General features: G+C 74.7%; 14 protein-coding genes. 7 read left to right on the top strand and 7 right to left on the bottom strand.

Features of this window, described 5'->3' with window-relative positions; genetic code table 11:
* The first annotated feature begins 28 nt into the window (after positions 1 to 28).
* The 3 genes from IF89_RS0100595 (at position 29) to IF89_RS0100585 (ending at position 4,228) form a co-directional block, all read left to right on the top strand.
* Positions 29 to 853: an MOSC domain-containing protein gene (locus IF89_RS0100595; RefSeq protein ID WP_030759337.1), complete on the top strand. Its 825-nt coding sequence runs from the start codon at positions 29 to 31 to the stop codon at positions 851 to 853.
* Positions 854 to 1,007: 154 nt separating this feature from the next.
* Positions 1,008 to 1,607, top strand: a complete 600-nt coding sequence (locus IF89_RS0100590; protein WP_030759334.1) for a hypothetical protein — start codon at positions 1,008 to 1,010, stop codon at positions 1,605 to 1,607.
* A 146-nt stretch (positions 1,608 to 1,753) separates the two neighbouring features.
* Complete coding sequence (locus IF89_RS0100585) at positions 1,754 to 4,228, top strand: right-handed parallel beta-helix repeat-containing protein (protein ID WP_030759331.1); 2,475 nt, start codon at positions 1,754 to 1,756, stop codon at positions 4,226 to 4,228.
* Here IF89_RS0100585 and IF89_RS0100580 read toward each other — a convergent pair.
* Positions 4,179 to 6,581: a hypothetical protein gene (locus IF89_RS0100580; protein WP_051806668.1), complete on the bottom strand. Its 2,403-nt coding sequence runs from the start codon at positions 6,579 to 6,581 to the stop codon at positions 4,179 to 4,181. The two genes, IF89_RS0100585 and IF89_RS0100580, sit on opposite strands and share 50 nt — an antisense overlap.
* A gap of 206 nt (positions 6,582 to 6,787) precedes the next feature.
* Here IF89_RS0100580 and IF89_RS0100575 point away from each other — a divergent pair, with 206 nt between their 5' ends.
* Positions 6,788 to 7,276, top strand: coding sequence for an SRPBCC family protein (locus IF89_RS0100575; protein ID WP_030759325.1), 489 nt, complete (start codon positions 6,788 to 6,790; stop codon positions 7,274 to 7,276).
* Here IF89_RS0100575 and IF89_RS37485 read toward each other — a convergent pair.
* Complete coding sequence (locus IF89_RS37485; protein ID WP_234327614.1) at positions 7,248 to 7,598, bottom strand: hypothetical protein; 351 nt, start codon at positions 7,596 to 7,598, stop codon at positions 7,248 to 7,250. The two genes, IF89_RS0100575 and IF89_RS37485, sit on opposite strands and share 29 nt — an antisense overlap.
* 505 nt (positions 7,599 to 8,103) lie before the next feature.
* Between IF89_RS37485 and IF89_RS0100565 the strand changes: the two genes are divergently transcribed.
* A complete protein-coding gene (locus tag IF89_RS0100565; protein ID WP_199820447.1) occupies positions 8,104 to 8,364 on the top strand; it encodes a winged helix-turn-helix transcriptional regulator in 261 nt (86 codons plus the stop codon).
* A 48-nt stretch (positions 8,365 to 8,412) separates the two neighbouring features.
* Here IF89_RS0100565 and IF89_RS0100560 read toward each other — a convergent pair whose 3' ends face one another.
* Entirely contained in the window at positions 8,413 to 9,627 is a 1,215-nt protein-coding gene (locus IF89_RS0100560) for a PLP-dependent cysteine synthase family protein (RefSeq protein ID WP_030759320.1), read from the bottom strand.
* 199 nt (positions 9,628 to 9,826) lie between these two features.
* Here IF89_RS0100560 and IF89_RS40555 point away from each other — a divergent pair, with 199 nt between their 5' ends.
* A complete protein-coding gene (locus IF89_RS40555; protein ID WP_063831224.1) occupies positions 9,827 to 10,375 on the top strand; it encodes an ATP-binding protein in 549 nt (182 codons plus the stop codon).
* Positions 10,376 to 10,390: 15 nt separating this feature from the next.
* On the opposite strand, the gene IF89_RS0100550 is transcribed toward IF89_RS40555, so the two are convergent.
* Positions 10,391 to 11,668 (bottom strand): ROK family protein, encoded by a 1,278-nt coding sequence (locus IF89_RS0100550; protein WP_078628013.1) that lies wholly within the window; start codon positions 11,666 to 11,668, stop codon positions 10,391 to 10,393.
* A 98-nt stretch (positions 11,669 to 11,766) separates the two neighbouring features.
* A complete protein-coding gene (locus IF89_RS0100545) occupies positions 11,767 to 12,441 on the bottom strand; it encodes an alpha-ketoglutarate-dependent dioxygenase AlkB family protein (protein ID WP_030759314.1) in 675 nt (224 codons plus the stop codon).
* A gap of 38 nt (positions 12,442 to 12,479) precedes the next feature.
* Here IF89_RS0100545 and IF89_RS0100540 point away from each other — a divergent pair, with 38 nt between their 5' ends.
* Positions 12,480 to 13,223 carry a maleylpyruvate isomerase family mycothiol-dependent enzyme gene (locus tag IF89_RS0100540; RefSeq protein ID WP_030759312.1) on the top strand — a complete coding sequence of 248 codons (744 nt, stop codon included), beginning with the start codon at positions 12,480 to 12,482 and terminating at the stop codon, positions 13,221 to 13,223.
* Positions 13,224 to 13,371: 148 nt separating this feature from the next.
* Here the strand turns inward: IF89_RS0100540 and IF89_RS0100535 are convergent, their stop codons facing one another.
* A complete protein-coding gene (locus IF89_RS0100535) occupies positions 13,372 to 13,770 on the bottom strand; it encodes a nuclear transport factor 2 family protein (protein WP_030759309.1) in 399 nt (132 codons plus the stop codon).
* Between the two features lie 57 nt (positions 13,771 to 13,827).
* On the bottom strand, positions 13,828 to 14,787 hold the full coding sequence (locus IF89_RS0100530; protein WP_234327613.1) for a spherulation-specific family 4 protein: 960 nt from the start codon (positions 14,785 to 14,787) through the stop codon (positions 13,828 to 13,830).
* Positions 14,788 to 15,036 lie beyond the last annotated feature (249 nt).

Below are 15,036 nucleotides of genomic sequence, written 5' to 3'. Positions count from 1 at the left end.
CGGCGGAGCGGGCGGGCAGGATGCCCCCATGTCGAAATTGCACGTTGAAGCGCTCCACGTCCACCCCGTCAAGTCGGTGGCGGGGAGCGCTCCCGACGAGGTGGCCGTGGAGCCGTGGGGACTGGCCGGGGACCGGCGGTGGGCCCTGATCGACCCCGGGGGCACGGTGCTCACCCAACGCCGCCATGCCCGACTGGCCCTGGCGGCCGCACGCCCGGCGGGCGGCGGACGGATCGCGGTGACCGCTCCGGACATGACGGAGCTGGTCGTGGAGGTGCCCGAGTCCGGTCCGCTGGAGCCCGTGTCGCTGTTCGGGAAGAAGGTCGACACCGTGGTCGCGGCGGGGGCCGCGGCCGACTGGTTCAGCGCGTTCCTCGGGGTTCCGGTTCGCCTGGTCCACATGGACGACCCCGCCGTACGTCGTCCCGTGGACCCGGACTACGCACTGCCGGGCGAGACGGTGAGCCTGGCCGACGGCTATCCGGTGCTGCTCACCACGGCCGCCTCGCTGGACGCCCTCAACTCGCTCATCGCGCAGGGGGACCATCCCGAGGAGGGCCCGCTGCCCATGGACCGTTTCCGGCCCAACATCGTCGTCGCCGGCGCCGAGGCCTGGGCGGAAGACGACTGGCGGCGCGTCGCGATCGGTGACGCCCTCTTCCGCGGCGCGCGCGAATGCGGCCGGTGCACCGTGACCACCACCGACCAGCGGACCGGGGAGCGTGGCAGGGAACCGCTGAAGACCCTGGCCCGGCACCGCCGGATCGGCAGGTCGCTGGCCTTCGGTCGGCTGCTGGTGCCGCTGCGGACCGGCACCGTGCGCGTCGGCGACGAAGTCCGCGTCCTCGACTGACGGGTCGCGTCCGGGTGGCGGCCGGCCGACAGGAATGACACCTTCGGGGGGCTCCGCCCCCGAGCTGGAACCAACCGGCGTGACCAGGCCGTTGGAGCAGTCGGAACAGGAGACGGAACACTGGCGCCAGGGGGACCGGACCGTGCGGACAGCCATGGGTGTGTGGCGTTGGCGGCGCAATCCGCTGCGCCGGCCGACCGATCTCTTCGAGGCGTGGGTGGCCTTCGCCGCGCTGGTGTGCGTCGTGCTGGTGGCCCCGGCCGTCGGGTGGATCGCCGGCCAGCGCGTGGACGGCACGCTCCAGCAGGCCGCCTACGAGCAGCGGCAGGAGCGCCATCTGGTCCCCGCCGTGGTCATCCGGCCCGCCGGGGCCGAGGCCGAGGAGGGGGCGGCCGACCCTTCGGCGCAGCCGACGGCCCCGCGGCGCACCGAGATCGTGGCCTCGTGGACGGCGCCCGACGGCACCAGCCACGAGGGCACGGTGCCGGCCGCGGAGGAACCACCGCTCCCCGGCGACCGGTTCCGCATATGGACCGACGCCCGGGGCCGGCTGGTGGGGCAGCCGCTGGACCCGGCCGCCGCCTCCTTCCACGCGGGGACGGCGGGCCTGGCCGCCGCAGCCGGGGTGGCCGTCCTGGCCGTCACCGTCCGCCGCCTGGTCGTACGCCGGCTCATGCATCGTCGGTACATATGCCTGGACCGGGCGTGGGCGGCCGCCGGACCGGACTGGGGCCGGGCGGACGCCGGTGGCTGACCTGGCGGCCCGTCGGCTCCGCGCGCGCTACGGTGGAGCGGCCGAACCGGTCGCTCCCGTGGCAGCAGTCACCCGAGTGGCCTCGGACATCAGTGGCTGCGGCCGCATCGGCAGCGCGAGCACGAGGGTGGGGGCACGACAGCACCATGGTTCAGGGCACGGTCCAGGTGACGCACGGCGGCTCTTCGCGGTGGCGGCGCCGCTCCGGTGAATATCCCACGCTGTCCGCCGCACTCGCCGTCGCGGGCGACGGGGACGTGCTGTCCATCGCGCCCGGCACCTACCGGGAGAACCTGGTCCTGCACCATGCCGTCACCCTGCGCGGCCCCGAGGACGGGTCCGGCTCGGTGCGGATCGCGCCCCTCGACGGCGTCGCGCTGACCCTGCGCGCCTCGGCGGTGGTGCAGGACCTGCACCTGGAGGGCCAGGACCGGGCCGCCCCGGCGCTGCTGGTGGAGGACGGCTCCCCCGAGCTCACCGACCTGCGCGTGAGCACCCAGTCGGCGGCAGGCATCGAGGTGCGCGGCCCCGGAGCCCGGCCGCTGGTGCGCCGCTGCACCGTGGAGAACCCGGCCGGTGTCGGCATCGCCGTACTGGACGGCGGCGGCGGGGTGTTCGAGGAGTGCGAGGTGGTGGCCTCGGGGCAGACCGGTTTCTCGGTCCGCGGCGGCGGCCGGCCCCGGCTGGAGCGCTGCCGCGTCCACCACTCCACCGGCGCGGGCATCGCGGTCACCGGCGAGGGGTCGGGCCTGGAGGCCCTGGGCTGCGAGGTGTACGAGGTCCGGGGCGCCGGCGTGCAGATCGCCGCGCGTGCCGCCGCCCGCCTCACCGACTGCGCGGTGCACCGCACCTCGGCCGACGGGGTCACGCTCGACACCGACGCCGTGCTCACCCTCGCCGGGTGCGACATCCACGACATCCCGGAGAACGCGGTCGACCTCCGATCGCGTTCGGTACTCACCCTCAGCCGCACCTCGGTGCGCCGGTTCGGGCGCAACGGCCTGTCCGTGTGGGATCCGGGCACCCGGGTGGACGCCGAGTCCTGCGAGATCCACGACAGCACGGGCGACTATCCGGCGGTGTGGGTCAGCGACGGAGCCACCGCCTCCCTGGACGCGTGCCGGGTGCATGACGTGCCGGACGCGGTCTTCGTCCTCGACCGCGGGTCGAGCGTCGAGGTCAAGGACAGCGATCTGTCCCAGGTCCGCAACACCGCGGTCTCGGTGAGCGACGGGGCCACGGCGCAGCTCGACGACTGCCGCATTCGCGAGGCCGGCACCGGAGCCTGGTTCCGCGACCACGGCAGCGGCGGCGCCCTCGCCGACTGCACCATCGACGCCGTGCAGACCGGTGTGATCGTCACCAAAGGCGCCGACCCGGCCCTGGAGCGCTGCACGGTCACCTCCCCCGCCGAGGCCGGCTTCTACGTGTCGGCGGGCGGCCGCGGCACCTTCACGGCCTGCCGGGTGACGGACAGTTCCGGTTTCGGCTTCCACGTCCTCGACGGCTGCCGCACCACACTGACGCGCTGCCACACCGAGCGCTGCACCCGCGGCGGCTACGAGTTCGCCGAGGACGGACCGGTGGCGGAGGCGTGCACCGGCGACGGGTCGGGCCCGCGGCCGGCATCGGCCCAGGCGCCCTCGGGCAGCGGCTTCACGGGGGCCGGGACGGGCGTGCGTACGGTGAGCGCGTCGCGGAGCCCCGCCGCGCAGCCCGAGCCGCCCGCCCCTTCGGCGCCGGCCGGCGTCGTACCGCGGCCCGCGGATCCGGAGCGGGCCGGGACTAGGGCGGCGCCCGCGCGGGAGTCCGGCGCAGTGCTCGGGCAGCTCGACGCACTGGTGGGCCTGGACAGCGTCAAGCGCGAGGTACGCGCCCTCACCGACATGATCGAGGTGGGCCGCCGGCGGCAGCAGGCGGGCCTCAAGGCCGCCTCGGTACGCCGTCACCTCGTCTTCACCGGCTCCCCCGGCACAGGGAAGACCACGGTCGCCCGGCTGTACGGCGAGATCCTCGCCTCCCTCGGCGTGCTGGAGCGCGGGCACCTGGTGGAGGTGTCGCGGGTTGACCTGGTGGGCGAGCACATCGGTTCCACGGCGATCCGGACGCAGGAGGCCTTCGAACGGGCGCGCGGCGGGGTGCTGTTCATCGACGAGGCGTACGCGCTGGCCCCGGAGGACTCGGGGCGGGACTTCGGGCGCGAGGCGATCGACACGCTGGTGAAGCTGATGGAGGACCACCGGGACGCGGTGGTGGTGATCGTCGCCGGGTACACGGCGGAGATGGACCGCTTCCTGACCGTCAACCCGGGTGTGGCCTCGCGCTTCTCCCGGACCATCGCCTTCGGCGACTACGGGCCCGGGGAACTGCTGCGGATCGTGGAGCAGCAGGCGGAGGAGCACGAGTACCGCCTCGGGGAGGGCACCGCCGAAGCCCTGCTGACGTACTTCACGGAGCTGCCCAAGGGGCCGGCCTTCGGCAACGGCCGCACCGCGCGCCAGACCTTCGAGTCGATGGTGGAGCGGCACGCGGGGCGGGTGGCGCAGCTGTCGGAGCCGAGCACGGACGAACTCACCCTGCTGTTCCCGGCGGATCTGCCGACCTTGTCAGCCCCTTGCTGATGCCGGGGTGCTGCGCGGGCACTGCCGCGGACGCCGCCGGGCAGGGCTCCGCGGTGTTCGCGACCTGGTCCAGCCGGGCGAGCAGGGCGGCGCGTTCGGCGGCGAAGACGGGGTCGGCCTGGTAGTCGGCGTGGCCGAGGATCGGCGCGGGGAGCGGGTACCGGTCGGTGCGCCCGTAGGCGAGCGGGTCGGCGAGCGGCCCGCGGTCCACTTCCGGTGAGTGGGGGCCGGGGAGCGCGGGGCCGCCGATCGGGTCGGTGGCCCGCCAGAGGTTGCGCCAGCAGTCGACGTCGCGGTGCAGGGCGGCGAGCTGTCCGGGCCCGAAGTAGGCGGGGAACCAGCGGCCGTACAGGCGGGCGAGCGGGGAGCCGTACGTGAGCAGCGCGACGCGGCGGCGGACCGGCGGCGGGAGCTGCCAGACGGCCGCGGCGGCCAGCACGCTGCCCTGCGAATGGCCGGAGATGACCAGCCGGCCACCGGTGCGGCCGGTCCAGCCGGCCATCCGCCAGGTCAGGTCGGGCACGGCGCGCTCGGCGTAGCAGGGCGGCGCGAAGGGATGGGCGGCGCGCGGCCAGAAAGTGCCGACGTCCCACAGGATCCCTATGGTCCGCCGGGCCGCGGGGTCCCGGTAGGCGCGGCGGCCCCAGGCGGCGAAGAGGGCGATGCCGAGCCCGATCAGCCAGGACCCGGCGTCCTGGGCGGTGCGGGCGGCGGTCTCCAACAGCGGCGGGCCCCCGCGGGCGGCCTCGCCCGGGACCCGGCCGCTGATCCAGGCTCCGGCCAGGGCGCCGGCCCCGAGCACCAGCGTGATCCCGGAGACGGCGGCGACGAACCAGGGCGCGGAGTCGGTGAGCGCGGCGGCCGTCCGGGCCCCGGCGATGCGGCGGCTGCGCGCCAGGTCGGGGCTCGCGCCCGGGTACTCGGCCGCGACGGCCACGGCGAGGCGGCGCCTGCTCCGGGCCGCGCACGCCGCGAACCAGGCGGCAAGGAGCGCCAGGACGAGGAGCAGCGGGGGCAGGACGGCGGCCTGCCAGGACAGCAGGACGGGCGGGCCGGGCAGCGGTGCGCCCGCCATCCCGGGAGTGGCTCCCCCGTCCAGCCAGTCCCCGACCCGCTGGGCGACGCCGCCGGACAGCACCCCGCCGAGGGCGCAGCCGAGCATGGCGACGGCGGGCCCGCCGAGGCCGCGCAGGGCGGCCGCCGGATCGGGGGCCCTGCGGTACAGGTACCGGGCCACGACGGCCAGCGCGAGGACGCACAGGCCCTGGCCGAGCATGAGCAGCCCGAAGGCGAAGTCCCCGGGGAGGCGTCCGGCGGAGGTCCAGCCCGGCCGTGACCAGCAGGCGTGCAGCAGCACGGCGGCGAGGAGGGCGAGGGCGGCTCCGGGCAGCAGGCTGACCGCGGCCCGGTCGAGGCGGTGGTCGGGGCGGTCCTCGCTGCGGCCGCGCCGGCAGACGACCCAGGCGACGGTGACGCCGCCGACGACGAGGAGGGCCTGGGTGATCCAGCCGGCGGCTTCCAGGGCGGGGGCGTCCGCCGCGGCACGGCGGTCGTGGGCGGCGGTGGGCGCGGAGACGGCCACGGCGACGGTGAGCAGCCCGGCCGCGGTGTGCGCGGCCCGCAGCCGGGCCACGATGCGGCGCCCGTACCAGAATCCGGGGCGGCCGAGCGCGGGCGCGGTGTCGGAGGCGGTGTCCGGGTCGGCGGCGCCGGCGGGCGGCGGCTGGGACTCGTAGGCGCTCCATGTGCGGTTCGACAGGAACCAGAGCAGCCCGGTCAGTGCGGCGGGGACCAGAGCACCGAGGGCGAGCCGGCGGCCGGGCTGGGACCACCAGCCGCCGCCGGTCGGCGTGAGGAAGCCGAGCGGGGAGCCGGGGCGGGCGCAGGTGGCGGAGCCCGCGCACTGCCAGGCGACGAGGTCGAGCGCCACCTCGCAGGCGGCCGCGATCAGCAGGACGGTCAGGCTGAGCGCGAGGACCCTGACGAGGACCCCGTACGTGCGCACCGCGCGCGGTGCGGGATCGGCGTCGGGCCCCGTGGGGGCGGCGGGCCGGGCCCAGTGGGCGAGGTTGGCCACCATGAAGGGCAGGAGCAGCAGCCACAGGGCGCGGGCACCGTTGCCGGAGGTGAGCCGGGACCAGCAGTAGGCCTCCGGGACGGGCAGCCCGGCGTACCGCTCGGGGTGGGCTTCGGCATCGGCGTCGTCGGTGCGGCGGAACACGGCCGCGGTGGAGTCGCCGGTGATGCGCACGGTGCGCGGGTCGCCGAGCAGGTCGGCGGGGGAGGATCCGGCGACGCCGTGGACGAGGAGTTCGAGGGCGAGGGGCGGGTCGGTGTGGGGGCGGTCTGGCACGCAGGCCTCCGCTCGCGGGGGGATCGGCGCTGCTCCAGCATCCCGCGCGACCGGGGCGCTGCCCAGGCCCCGTCCGGGGGAATCCGCGGGGCGGATCCGGTGTGCGGAGAAGGAGGTCACCGATGGTTGGCAGCGGACATCTCGACGGCGCACGGCTAGGGTGGCGCCCGCACGTGCGTCCGGACCGTCACCCAGGAGGTACCGCCATGGCTCGCCGACTCCGCCCGGTGGGGCTGGACTTCATCGATGTCGCGCCCGTCCGGCTCGTGTTCGGCGCGCAGGTGTCGGCGCCTGCGGAAGCCGTCTACCAGGCGCTCGCCGACGAAGTGGAGGGCTGGCCGCGCTGGTTCAGGGCGGTGACGCTGGCCCGCCCCACGTACGGCGGGGCGGGCCGCGAGATCGGGCTGATGGGCGGGGTCCGCATGCAGGAGACGATCATGGCCGCGGATCCCGAACGGCGCTACGCGTACCGGGTCGACACGACCAACGCCCCCGGCGTTCACGCCCTGTTGGAGGAGTGGCGGCTGACCCCGGCCGGCACGGGTACGCATGTGCGCTGGACCTTCGCGGCGGACGGTCCGGCGGTGTTCCGCCTGGCCCTGACCGCCGCCCGCCCGGCCCTGGGGCACTCCTTCCGCACGGCCGTCCGCACCCTGGACGGCCGCCTCAGCGTCCGCCGCGCGCAGGGGCGGTGACCGCGAGGCGGGTGTACTCCCACGGGTCGTGCGCGCTGAAGACGACGACCTCGTCGGCGTGGTCGCGCAGGAGTTCACGCAGGCGGTCGCGGGTCGCCGCGCGGGCGGCGGCGTCGGTCTGCGCTCCCCGCTGGACGGGATCGAGGACCGGGTGGTCCAGGGGCGGGGTGTTCTCCAGCTCACCGTGGTACATGTACGCGTCGCCCGCGTGCAGCAGCCACCGGCCGTCGTCACGGCGCACCGCGACACCGGCGTGGCCGGCCGAGTGGCCGGGCAGCGGTACCAACAGCACGTCGCAGTGCAGCCCTTGCGGTCGGGCCACGCCGGGGAAGCCGAACCACTCCGGCCGGCCGGCGGTGCTCGCCGGTGACAGCGCGGGCCGTGGGCCCGGTGGGCCGGCATGAAGGCGTCGCGGCTGTGCCGGTGGTGAGGGGCGGACGGGTCGGTGACGGCCCGGTGTTCGGCGGGGTGCAGGTGGATCCGTGCGTGGGGGAAGTCCGCCAGGCCTCCGGTGTGGTCCCGGTGCAGGTGGGTGAGGACGCCGGGTGCAGCGGCGGGCGGTCCGATCGTCCGGAGCGAACCGCAGTTGAGATGATGGATGCGCACAAGGACCCCCTGGAGGAAGACGGGCGGGCTGTTCGCAACGGACGTCAGGACGGGCTTTCGTGACTCACCAAGCGGTTGGACACGCGGGGGCGGAGGTCCGGGAGGGCCCGCTGGCGGACTGTCCGGACGGCGCCCTCGTCCCGCCCGGCCGTGAAACGCACGAACCGCGTGCACCGCATGGACCGCGCGGTCCGCACTGTCCGGTCGACATCACCCTCGGAGTGCTGGGCGGCCGGTGGACGCCGCTGGTCCTGCGGGAGTTCCTCCGCCGCGGCCGGGCCGGGTACTCCGAGCTGTCCGAAGCCCTGCCCGCGCTCTCCGACAAGATCCTCTCCGACCGGCTGGCCCAGCTGACCCGGGCGGGCGCCGTCGAGCGCCACCGCACTCCCGGCTGGCCGCCCCGGGTCGTCTACGTGCTGACCGCCCGGGGGCGCGCGCTGGAACCGGTGGTGCGCAGCATGTGGGAGTGGGGCAGCGCCTGAAGCGCTCGACGGATGCCCGGCCGGCGCCCCCCGGCCGCGGGGGGGCGCTCAGGCGGTCGGTTCGCGCCAGACGCCGGTCGTCAGCAGGGTGTCGAGGGTCTTGGCGTACGGGGCGATGTCGAGGCCCTGCGCCGCGAGCCAGGCGTCGGAGTAGTACTTGTCCAGGTACCGGTCGCCCGGGTCGCACAGCAGGGTGACGACGCTGCCCGTGCGGCCCTCCGCCACCATCTCCGAGACGATCTTCAGTGCGCTCCACAGGCCGGTGCCGGTCGAGCCGCCCGCCTTGCGCCCTATGGCCGTCTCCAGGGCACGGCAGGCGGCGACGCTCGCCGCGTCCGGGACCTTCATCATCCGGTCGATGGCGCCGGGTACGAAGCTCGGCTCCATGCGGGGACGGCCGATGCCCTCGATGCGCGAGCCGCAATCGCTGCTCGCGCCAGGGTCGTTGCGGGTCCAGCCCTCGAAGAAGCAGGAGTTCTCCGGGTCCGGGACGCAGACGCGCGTGTCGTGCTGCATGTAGTGCACGTAGCGGGCGATGGTCGCCGACGTGCCGCCGGTCCCGGCGGTCGCCACGATCCAGGCGGGCTCGGGGAACCGCTCCAGGCGGAGCTGCTGGTAGATGGACTCGGCGATGTTGTTGTTGCCGCGCCAGTCCGTGGCCCGCTCCGCGTACGTGAACTGGTCCATGTAGTGTCCGCCGGTGCGGGCGGCGAGCTCCGCCGACTCCTCGTACATCTTCATCGGGTCGTCGACGAAGTGGCACTCGCCGCCGTGGAATTCGATGAGTCGGCACTTCTCGGGGCTGGTCGTGCGCGGCATGACGGCGATGAAGGGGACGCCGATCAGCTTGGCGAAGTACGCCTCGGAGACGGCCGTCGAGCCGGACGAGGCCTCGATGACGGGGCGGCCCGGACGGACCCAGCCGTTGCAGAGGGCGTAGAGGAACAGCGAGCGCGCGAGGCGGTGCTTCAGGGAGCCCGTCGGGTGCGTGGACTCGTCCTTGAGGTAGAGGTCGATGCCCCACGCCTCGGGCAGCGGGAACTTCAGCAGGTGGGTGTCCGCGGAGCGGTTGGCGTCGGCCTGGACCTTGCGCACGGCCTCCTTGAGCCAGGCCCGGTAGTCGGCGTCGCTGCGGTCCACGTCGACGGTCGTCGCGGTCGGCGTGGCGGTCGTGCCGGTCGACGCGGTCGGACCGGTGGTGGTTCCGGTGCCGGTGCCGGTGCCGGTGGGGCCCGTGGTACCGGTGGTGCCCGTGGTGCTCATGCGCCGCGCTCCTTCGTGGGTCTGCTTGGTCGCCTCCTTTCGCAATGTACCTCCCCCACCTGCACAAACAGTCACTTTGGGTATCCATGCGGATCGCTTTCGATCGCGTTCGGTTGCACGGCGCGGCACCGTGGGTGACCCTGGTGGAGCATTACCGAGGGTGCAGCACCCGTAACACTCATGTCGGGGAGTCGCAGCCGTGATCAGTCATTCCCGCAGGCACTGCGTCGTCGAACTGCAGGCCTTGCCGTCGCGGATCGGCCAAATCCGCAGAATCCTCTCGGCCCAACTGCGCCACTGGCAGCTCGATCCGCTCATAGACCGGGCTGCGCTCGGGGTGACGGAGCTGCTGAGCAATGTCCACCGCCACGCACAGCCGGACAAGACCTGTGTCGTCGAGATCGAGCTCCGGCTCGGACGGCTGACGGTCTCGGTCATCGACAGCGATCCGCGGCTCCCGGTGCTCCACGAGGCGCCGGTCGGACCGCTGGAGACCAGCGGCCGCGGGCTCGCCCTGGTGGACGCGCTCAGTGAGGCCTGGGGTGTGCGCGAGCGCCCCGACGGCCCCGGCAAGGCGGTCTGGTTCTCCCTGACGGCCGCGGCCGCACCGGTCGCACCGACGCTGCCGGTCTCGATCGTGGCCCGACCCGTACGGGAACCGGCGCGCACGGTGGTCGTCGCCGCCGATCCGGCCCCCGTCCCGGCCGTGCTCCCGGCGCCCGCCCCGGTCGCCGCGAGCCCCGCCTGAGCCGAAGGAAACGCCTTAGGCGAGGGCTCCCAGCGGGTCGTCGAGGACCGGCTGCCAGGCCAGTTCCGCCGCGCCGACCAGGCTGTTGTGGTCCAGGGTGCACGGGAGGATGGGCACGCCTCCGCTGCGGCCCCACAGGCTGCGGTCGGCGACGACCGCCCGGAGCCGTTCCGGGTCGGCGTGGAGGAGTTCCCGGTGCAGTCCGCCCAGGATGATCCGGTCCGGGTTCAGGATGTTCACCAGGCCCGCGAGGCCCAGGCCGAGCCGGTCGATGAGTTCCTCCGCGGCCGCCCGTACCGCCGGCTCGCCGGGCTCCTCGCGCAGCAGGTCGCGGGCCTGCTGGAGCAGCGACACCTCGGGGCCGGGGCTGCGGCCGGCCGCGGTGAGGAAGGCCAGCGGGTCCGCCTCCACGTCCAGGCAGCCGCGGCCGCCGCAGTGGCAGGCCCGCCCCTCGGGGTTCACGGTGAGGTGCCCGACCTCCAGGGCCAGCCCGGAACTGCCGCTGTGCAGGCGGCCGTCCAGCACCAGGGCCCCGCCGACCCCGCGGTGGCCGGTGGCCACGCACAGCAGGTGCTGGGCACTGCGTCCCGCACCGTGCCGGTGCTCCGCGAGCGCCGCGAGGTTGACGTCGTTCCCGGTCAGGGCCGGACCGTCGATCCCGGCGTCCTTCACGCACTGCGCGAAGATGTCCCGTACGGGAGAGCCGGCCGGCCAGGCCAGGTGCAGCGGGTTCAGGGCCGTCCCGTCGGGCTCGGCGACCGCCGACGGGACCGCGAGGCCGGCTCCGACGCAGCGGCGGCCGCTGTCGGCGAGGAGCTCGGCGCCCGCACGCACGACCGCGCCGAGCACCTGGGCCGGGTCCGCGGAGACGGTGACCTTGCCGGGTGCGGTGGCCACGATCCGGCCGCCCAGGCCCACCAGGGCGGCCCGGAAGCCGTCCGAGTGCACCTGGGCGGCGAGCGCCACCGGGCCGTCCTCGGCCACCGACAGGCGGTGCGAGGGGCGGCCCTGGGCCCCGCCGGTACCCCCGGAGCCGCCCGAGGCGGCGGGACGGGAGTCGACGCTGATCAGCCCGAGCGCCTCCAGCTCGGCCGCCACGGCACCGGCGGTGGCGCGGGTGACCCCCAGCTCCGCCGTCAGGACCGCACGGGTCGGGGCGCGGCCGGTGTGGACGAGTTCCAGCGCCGGCCCGAGTGCGCCGCGTCCGCGTTCCAGTCTGGTCCGCGTGCCGGTGCCCGACACCCCTGGCGTGGTCGCATCCCCCATGCGCGGTGGGGCCCCGTTGCCGTTCATGGCATCGATCCTCGCATGATCGGAGGACGGCGGATGCCGCCCCGGGCGTCCTGTCGAGCAGCCGGCTTGATCGGCGGGTCGCCCCCTGCGGACACGACCTACCCGAGCCCGCCGACCCTGAGGGTGATGTTGAGCCGCCCGGTCAGCCCGAGCGCCCGCGGGCCCGTGCCCGGCAGGATCTTCGGCACACCGTGGTACGCCTGCCGGCTGGGGCCGCCGAAGACGAAGAGGTCCCCGCTGCGCAGCTCGACGTCCCGGTAGGGGCGTCCGCGCGAGGCGGTGTTCCCGAAGCGGAAGAGGCAGCTGTCACCGAGGCTGAGCGAGACGACCGGCGCCGGGGACTTCTCCTCCGCGTCGCGGTGCATGCCCATGCGGGAGTCCCCGTCGTAGAAGTTGATCAGTGCGATGTCGTAGTCGCCCCCGCCGGGTTCGGGCGGCGCACCGTAGGCGGCGGCCACGGCTTCACGCCCGAGCTCGGCGAGCCAGTGGGGCATCGGCTTGACCGGTGTCCCGTCGCCGTCGACGGCCGTGCGGGCGTAACCGTACGGGTACCAGTGCAGGCCCAGGCACACCTGCCGGGCGGTCATCACCCCGCCGCCCGGGGTGCGGACCGTGCGCAGCCCGGCCGGCGGGCGGGCCCAGGCGCGGCAGGCCGCGAGCAACTCGTGCTGCCGGCGCTCTGCGAGCCAGTCGGGCACGTGCACCGCACCGGGGGCGACCACGGTCCGCTCGCGCGGGAAGAGTTCCCCGTCCGTCCTTTCCGTCCTTTCCACCCCTCCATTGTCGGTCCCCGGCCTGCGAGACTCCCGATATGGAGATCACCGAGTATGTAAAGACGCTCGCCCGGGAGGGCGAGCTGCTCGCCGAGGTGGCGGAACGGGCCGGCACGGACGCCTTCGTCCCGTCGTGTCCGGGCTGGCACGTCACCGACCTGCTGCGGCACACGGGGTCGGTGCACCGGTGGGCCGCCGCCTACGTGGCCGAGGGGCGGCTGGAGCCGACGGGCTTCCCGGAGGCGCCGGAACTGTTCGACGGCGAGCTGCTGACCTGGTTCCGGGAGCGCCACGCGGAGCTGGTACGGACGCTGACCGAGGCCCCGGCCGACATGCAGTGCTGGACCTTCCTGCCGACGGCCGCGCCGTCACCGGTGGCCTTCTGGGCCCGGCGGCAGGCCCACGAGACCACCGTGCACCGGATGGACGCGGAGACCGCGCTGAACGCGCTCTTCTCGCCGGTGACGCCGGAGTTCGCGGAGGACGGGGTGGACGAGCTGCTCACCGGCTTCCACGCGCGGCCGCGAAGCCGGGTGCGCACCGCGGAGCCGCGGACCATGCGGATCCGCGCCGCCGACACGGGCGCGGTGTGGACCGTACACCTGTCGCCGGCGCCGGCGCGCACGGTACCGGGCGACCTGGGCGACCCCGTCGACTGCGAGGTGACGGGCGAGGCGGCGTGGCTGTACGCGGCGCTGTGGAACCGGCTGCCGTTGGCTGGCCCGGGGGTGACGGGTGACCTGTCGCTCGCGGCGCTGTGGACGGAGACCGCCGGCATCTGAGCCCTACGACGGGCACCGGCTTCCGAACCGGCGACGCCGATCACGGAGCCGGATGCCCAGCCCCGCCCCGTCGGTCCCGTCCGGCGCAGGTACGTGCATCCGGGCGGCCGTACCGGCCGCCGGAGGTCTCTCCACGGGGAAGGGAGTCTCAGTCGGTCACGGTGTCCCCGTGCCGATGGGCGACGCGCCATCCGCCGCTCTCCCGGCGGTACACCTGGGTGGCCCGCAGGGTGTAGCTGCGCGGCTCGCCGTCGACGCGTGTCGTGGTGTGCTCCAGGCCTGCCGTGTAGGCCATGTCGCCCACGACGTCGTAGGCCAGCAACTCGAAGACGTAGGACGAGCAGTCGGAGAAGCTCGCTGCGAGGGAGGTGAAGAGCGCATCGAGCTCCTGCCGTCCGTGGGCGTTGCGCCAGGCCCCCAGCACGCTGACGGGCTCGGTGCGCGACCAGAGCGCTCGGCGGGGTTCCGCGTCGCCGCTGTGCAGCGCGCGCTCCGCCTGGTACAGGTCGGTCCTGATCCACCTCAGGAAGTCCTCACGATCGCCCATGCCGTCATCATGGGGCGGCCGGCCGCGCCCTGGCCGGACGACACGGCGGGGTGGCGGTCACTCGCCGAGGGTGGCGGCGAACGCGGTCTGGGAGGTGTACGTCCATGTGGGGCCCCTGTTCCAAGGGTTGGGCATGACCGTGTCCGTGGCGTACGCGTAGCCCGCGCCGCGGGCGAAGGCGGTGCGCAGGGCCGCGCGCATCGCCCCGTCGTCGGGGACGTCGTGGACCAGGTGCCAGAAGGCCGTACCGCTCGGGTCGAGTTCGGTGCCGGGGCGGTAGCCGGAGTCGTGGTGGAAGACGTTGCCGCCGAGCCAGCCGGCTCCGGTGTACGCGGCGTAGGTGTCCTCGTAGGTGACGAACACGTCCGCGGTCCGGTGGCCCGGATCCAGGTAGCAGTCGGCGATGGCGGTGCCGGGATTGTTGACGACCAGGTCGGGGACGGCGGGGTCGGTCGCGTCCATGGTCTCCTGGACGTAGCGGCGCAGTTCGGCGTAGTGGTCGCGGGTGGCGTGGCCGGGGCCGCAGTCGCGGCTGACGACGTCGAAGAAGATGCCGTCGACGTGGAGGCGGCCGTCGGGGGTCCTGAGGTAGTTGTCGACGGACGCCTTGACGGCGGCGATGTCGCGGTTGCCGTGGTCGGTGTGCACGTATCCGAGCACTTTGGTCCGCTCGCCGGTGGAGGTGGTGCGGGCGCGCAGCGCGTCGGCCCGGGCCTGCCAGGGGGCGTCGAAGGGGGCGTCCCCGTTGCCCGGGTTCAGGACGACGACCGAGGGTGCCGGGCCGGTGCGGGTGAGGTCGGTCAGCATCCGGTCGTTCGCCATTACGTAGGCGGGTACGCCGATCTCCAGGCCCCGTACGCCCGGCAGGCGCGGGGTCGGGGCCGGGACGGGTTGCGGGGCGGCGGCCGGGGCGGGCCGGGTGGGTGCTTCGCGCTGCGGCGTGGCGTCGGAGGGTGCGGGCGCCGCCAGGAGGACGGTGGCCAGGACGGCCCACAAGGCCTTCGCGGCGCGGGGCATGAACGTTTCCTCCGAGGGAGGCGGGGCGGGGGGACCCGAGGAACACTAGACGGCGGGCCCCTCCCCTCGGGCCGAACCTCTGGTATCGGCCAGAGGAACAGCAGAGCGATCCATCACCCCATCACGTGATTTCCCGCACGACTGCCCCCTTCCGCCGCCCTCATGCCCTAAGGGCACCCGCAAACCGGCTCCGAACGAGCCCGGAGGGCCCGGCTCCATGAGAGCTGGTGCCCGGTCCGGCCTCCCCCC

This window comes from Streptomyces sp. NRRL F-2664 (genome assembly GCF_000719345.1).
GTDB lineage: Bacteria > Actinomycetota > Actinomycetes > Streptomycetales > Streptomycetaceae > Streptomyces.
Note: the sequence above shows the minus strand (reverse complement) of the source record. Positions and strands in the feature narration are given on the sequence as shown.

Bases quoted from the DNA above. Each gene is read 5' to 3' on its own strand.
- IF89_RS0100530 (WP_234327613.1), bottom strand. From the start codon at position 14,787: ATGCCCCGCGCCGCGAAGGCCTTGTGGGCCGTCCTGGCCACCGTCCTC.
- IF89_RS0100585 (WP_030759331.1), top strand. From the start codon at position 1,754: ATGGTTCAGGGCACGGTCCAGGTGACGCACGGCGGCTCTTCGCGGTGG.
- IF89_RS0100550 (WP_078628013.1), bottom strand. From the start codon at position 11,668: ATGAACGGCAACGGGGCCCCACCGCGCATGGGGGATGCGACCACGCCA.
- IF89_RS0100575 (WP_030759325.1), top strand. From the start codon at position 6,788: ATGGCTCGCCGACTCCGCCCGGTGGGGCTGGACTTCATCGATGTCGCG.
- IF89_RS0100590 (WP_030759334.1), top strand. From the start codon at position 1,008: ATGGGTGTGTGGCGTTGGCGGCGCAATCCGCTGCGCCGGCCGACCGAT.
- IF89_RS0100540 (WP_030759312.1), top strand. From the start codon at position 12,480: ATGGAGATCACCGAGTATGTAAAGACGCTCGCCCGGGAGGGCGAGCTG.
- IF89_RS0100560 (WP_030759320.1), bottom strand. From the start codon at position 9,627: ATGAGCACCACGGGCACCACCGGTACCACGGGCCCCACCGGCACCGGC.
- IF89_RS0100595 (WP_030759337.1), top strand. From the start codon at position 29: ATGTCGAAATTGCACGTTGAAGCGCTCCACGTCCACCCCGTCAAGTCG.
- IF89_RS0100535 (WP_030759309.1), bottom strand. From the start codon at position 13,770: ATGGGCGATCGTGAGGACTTCCTGAGGTGGATCAGGACCGACCTGTAC.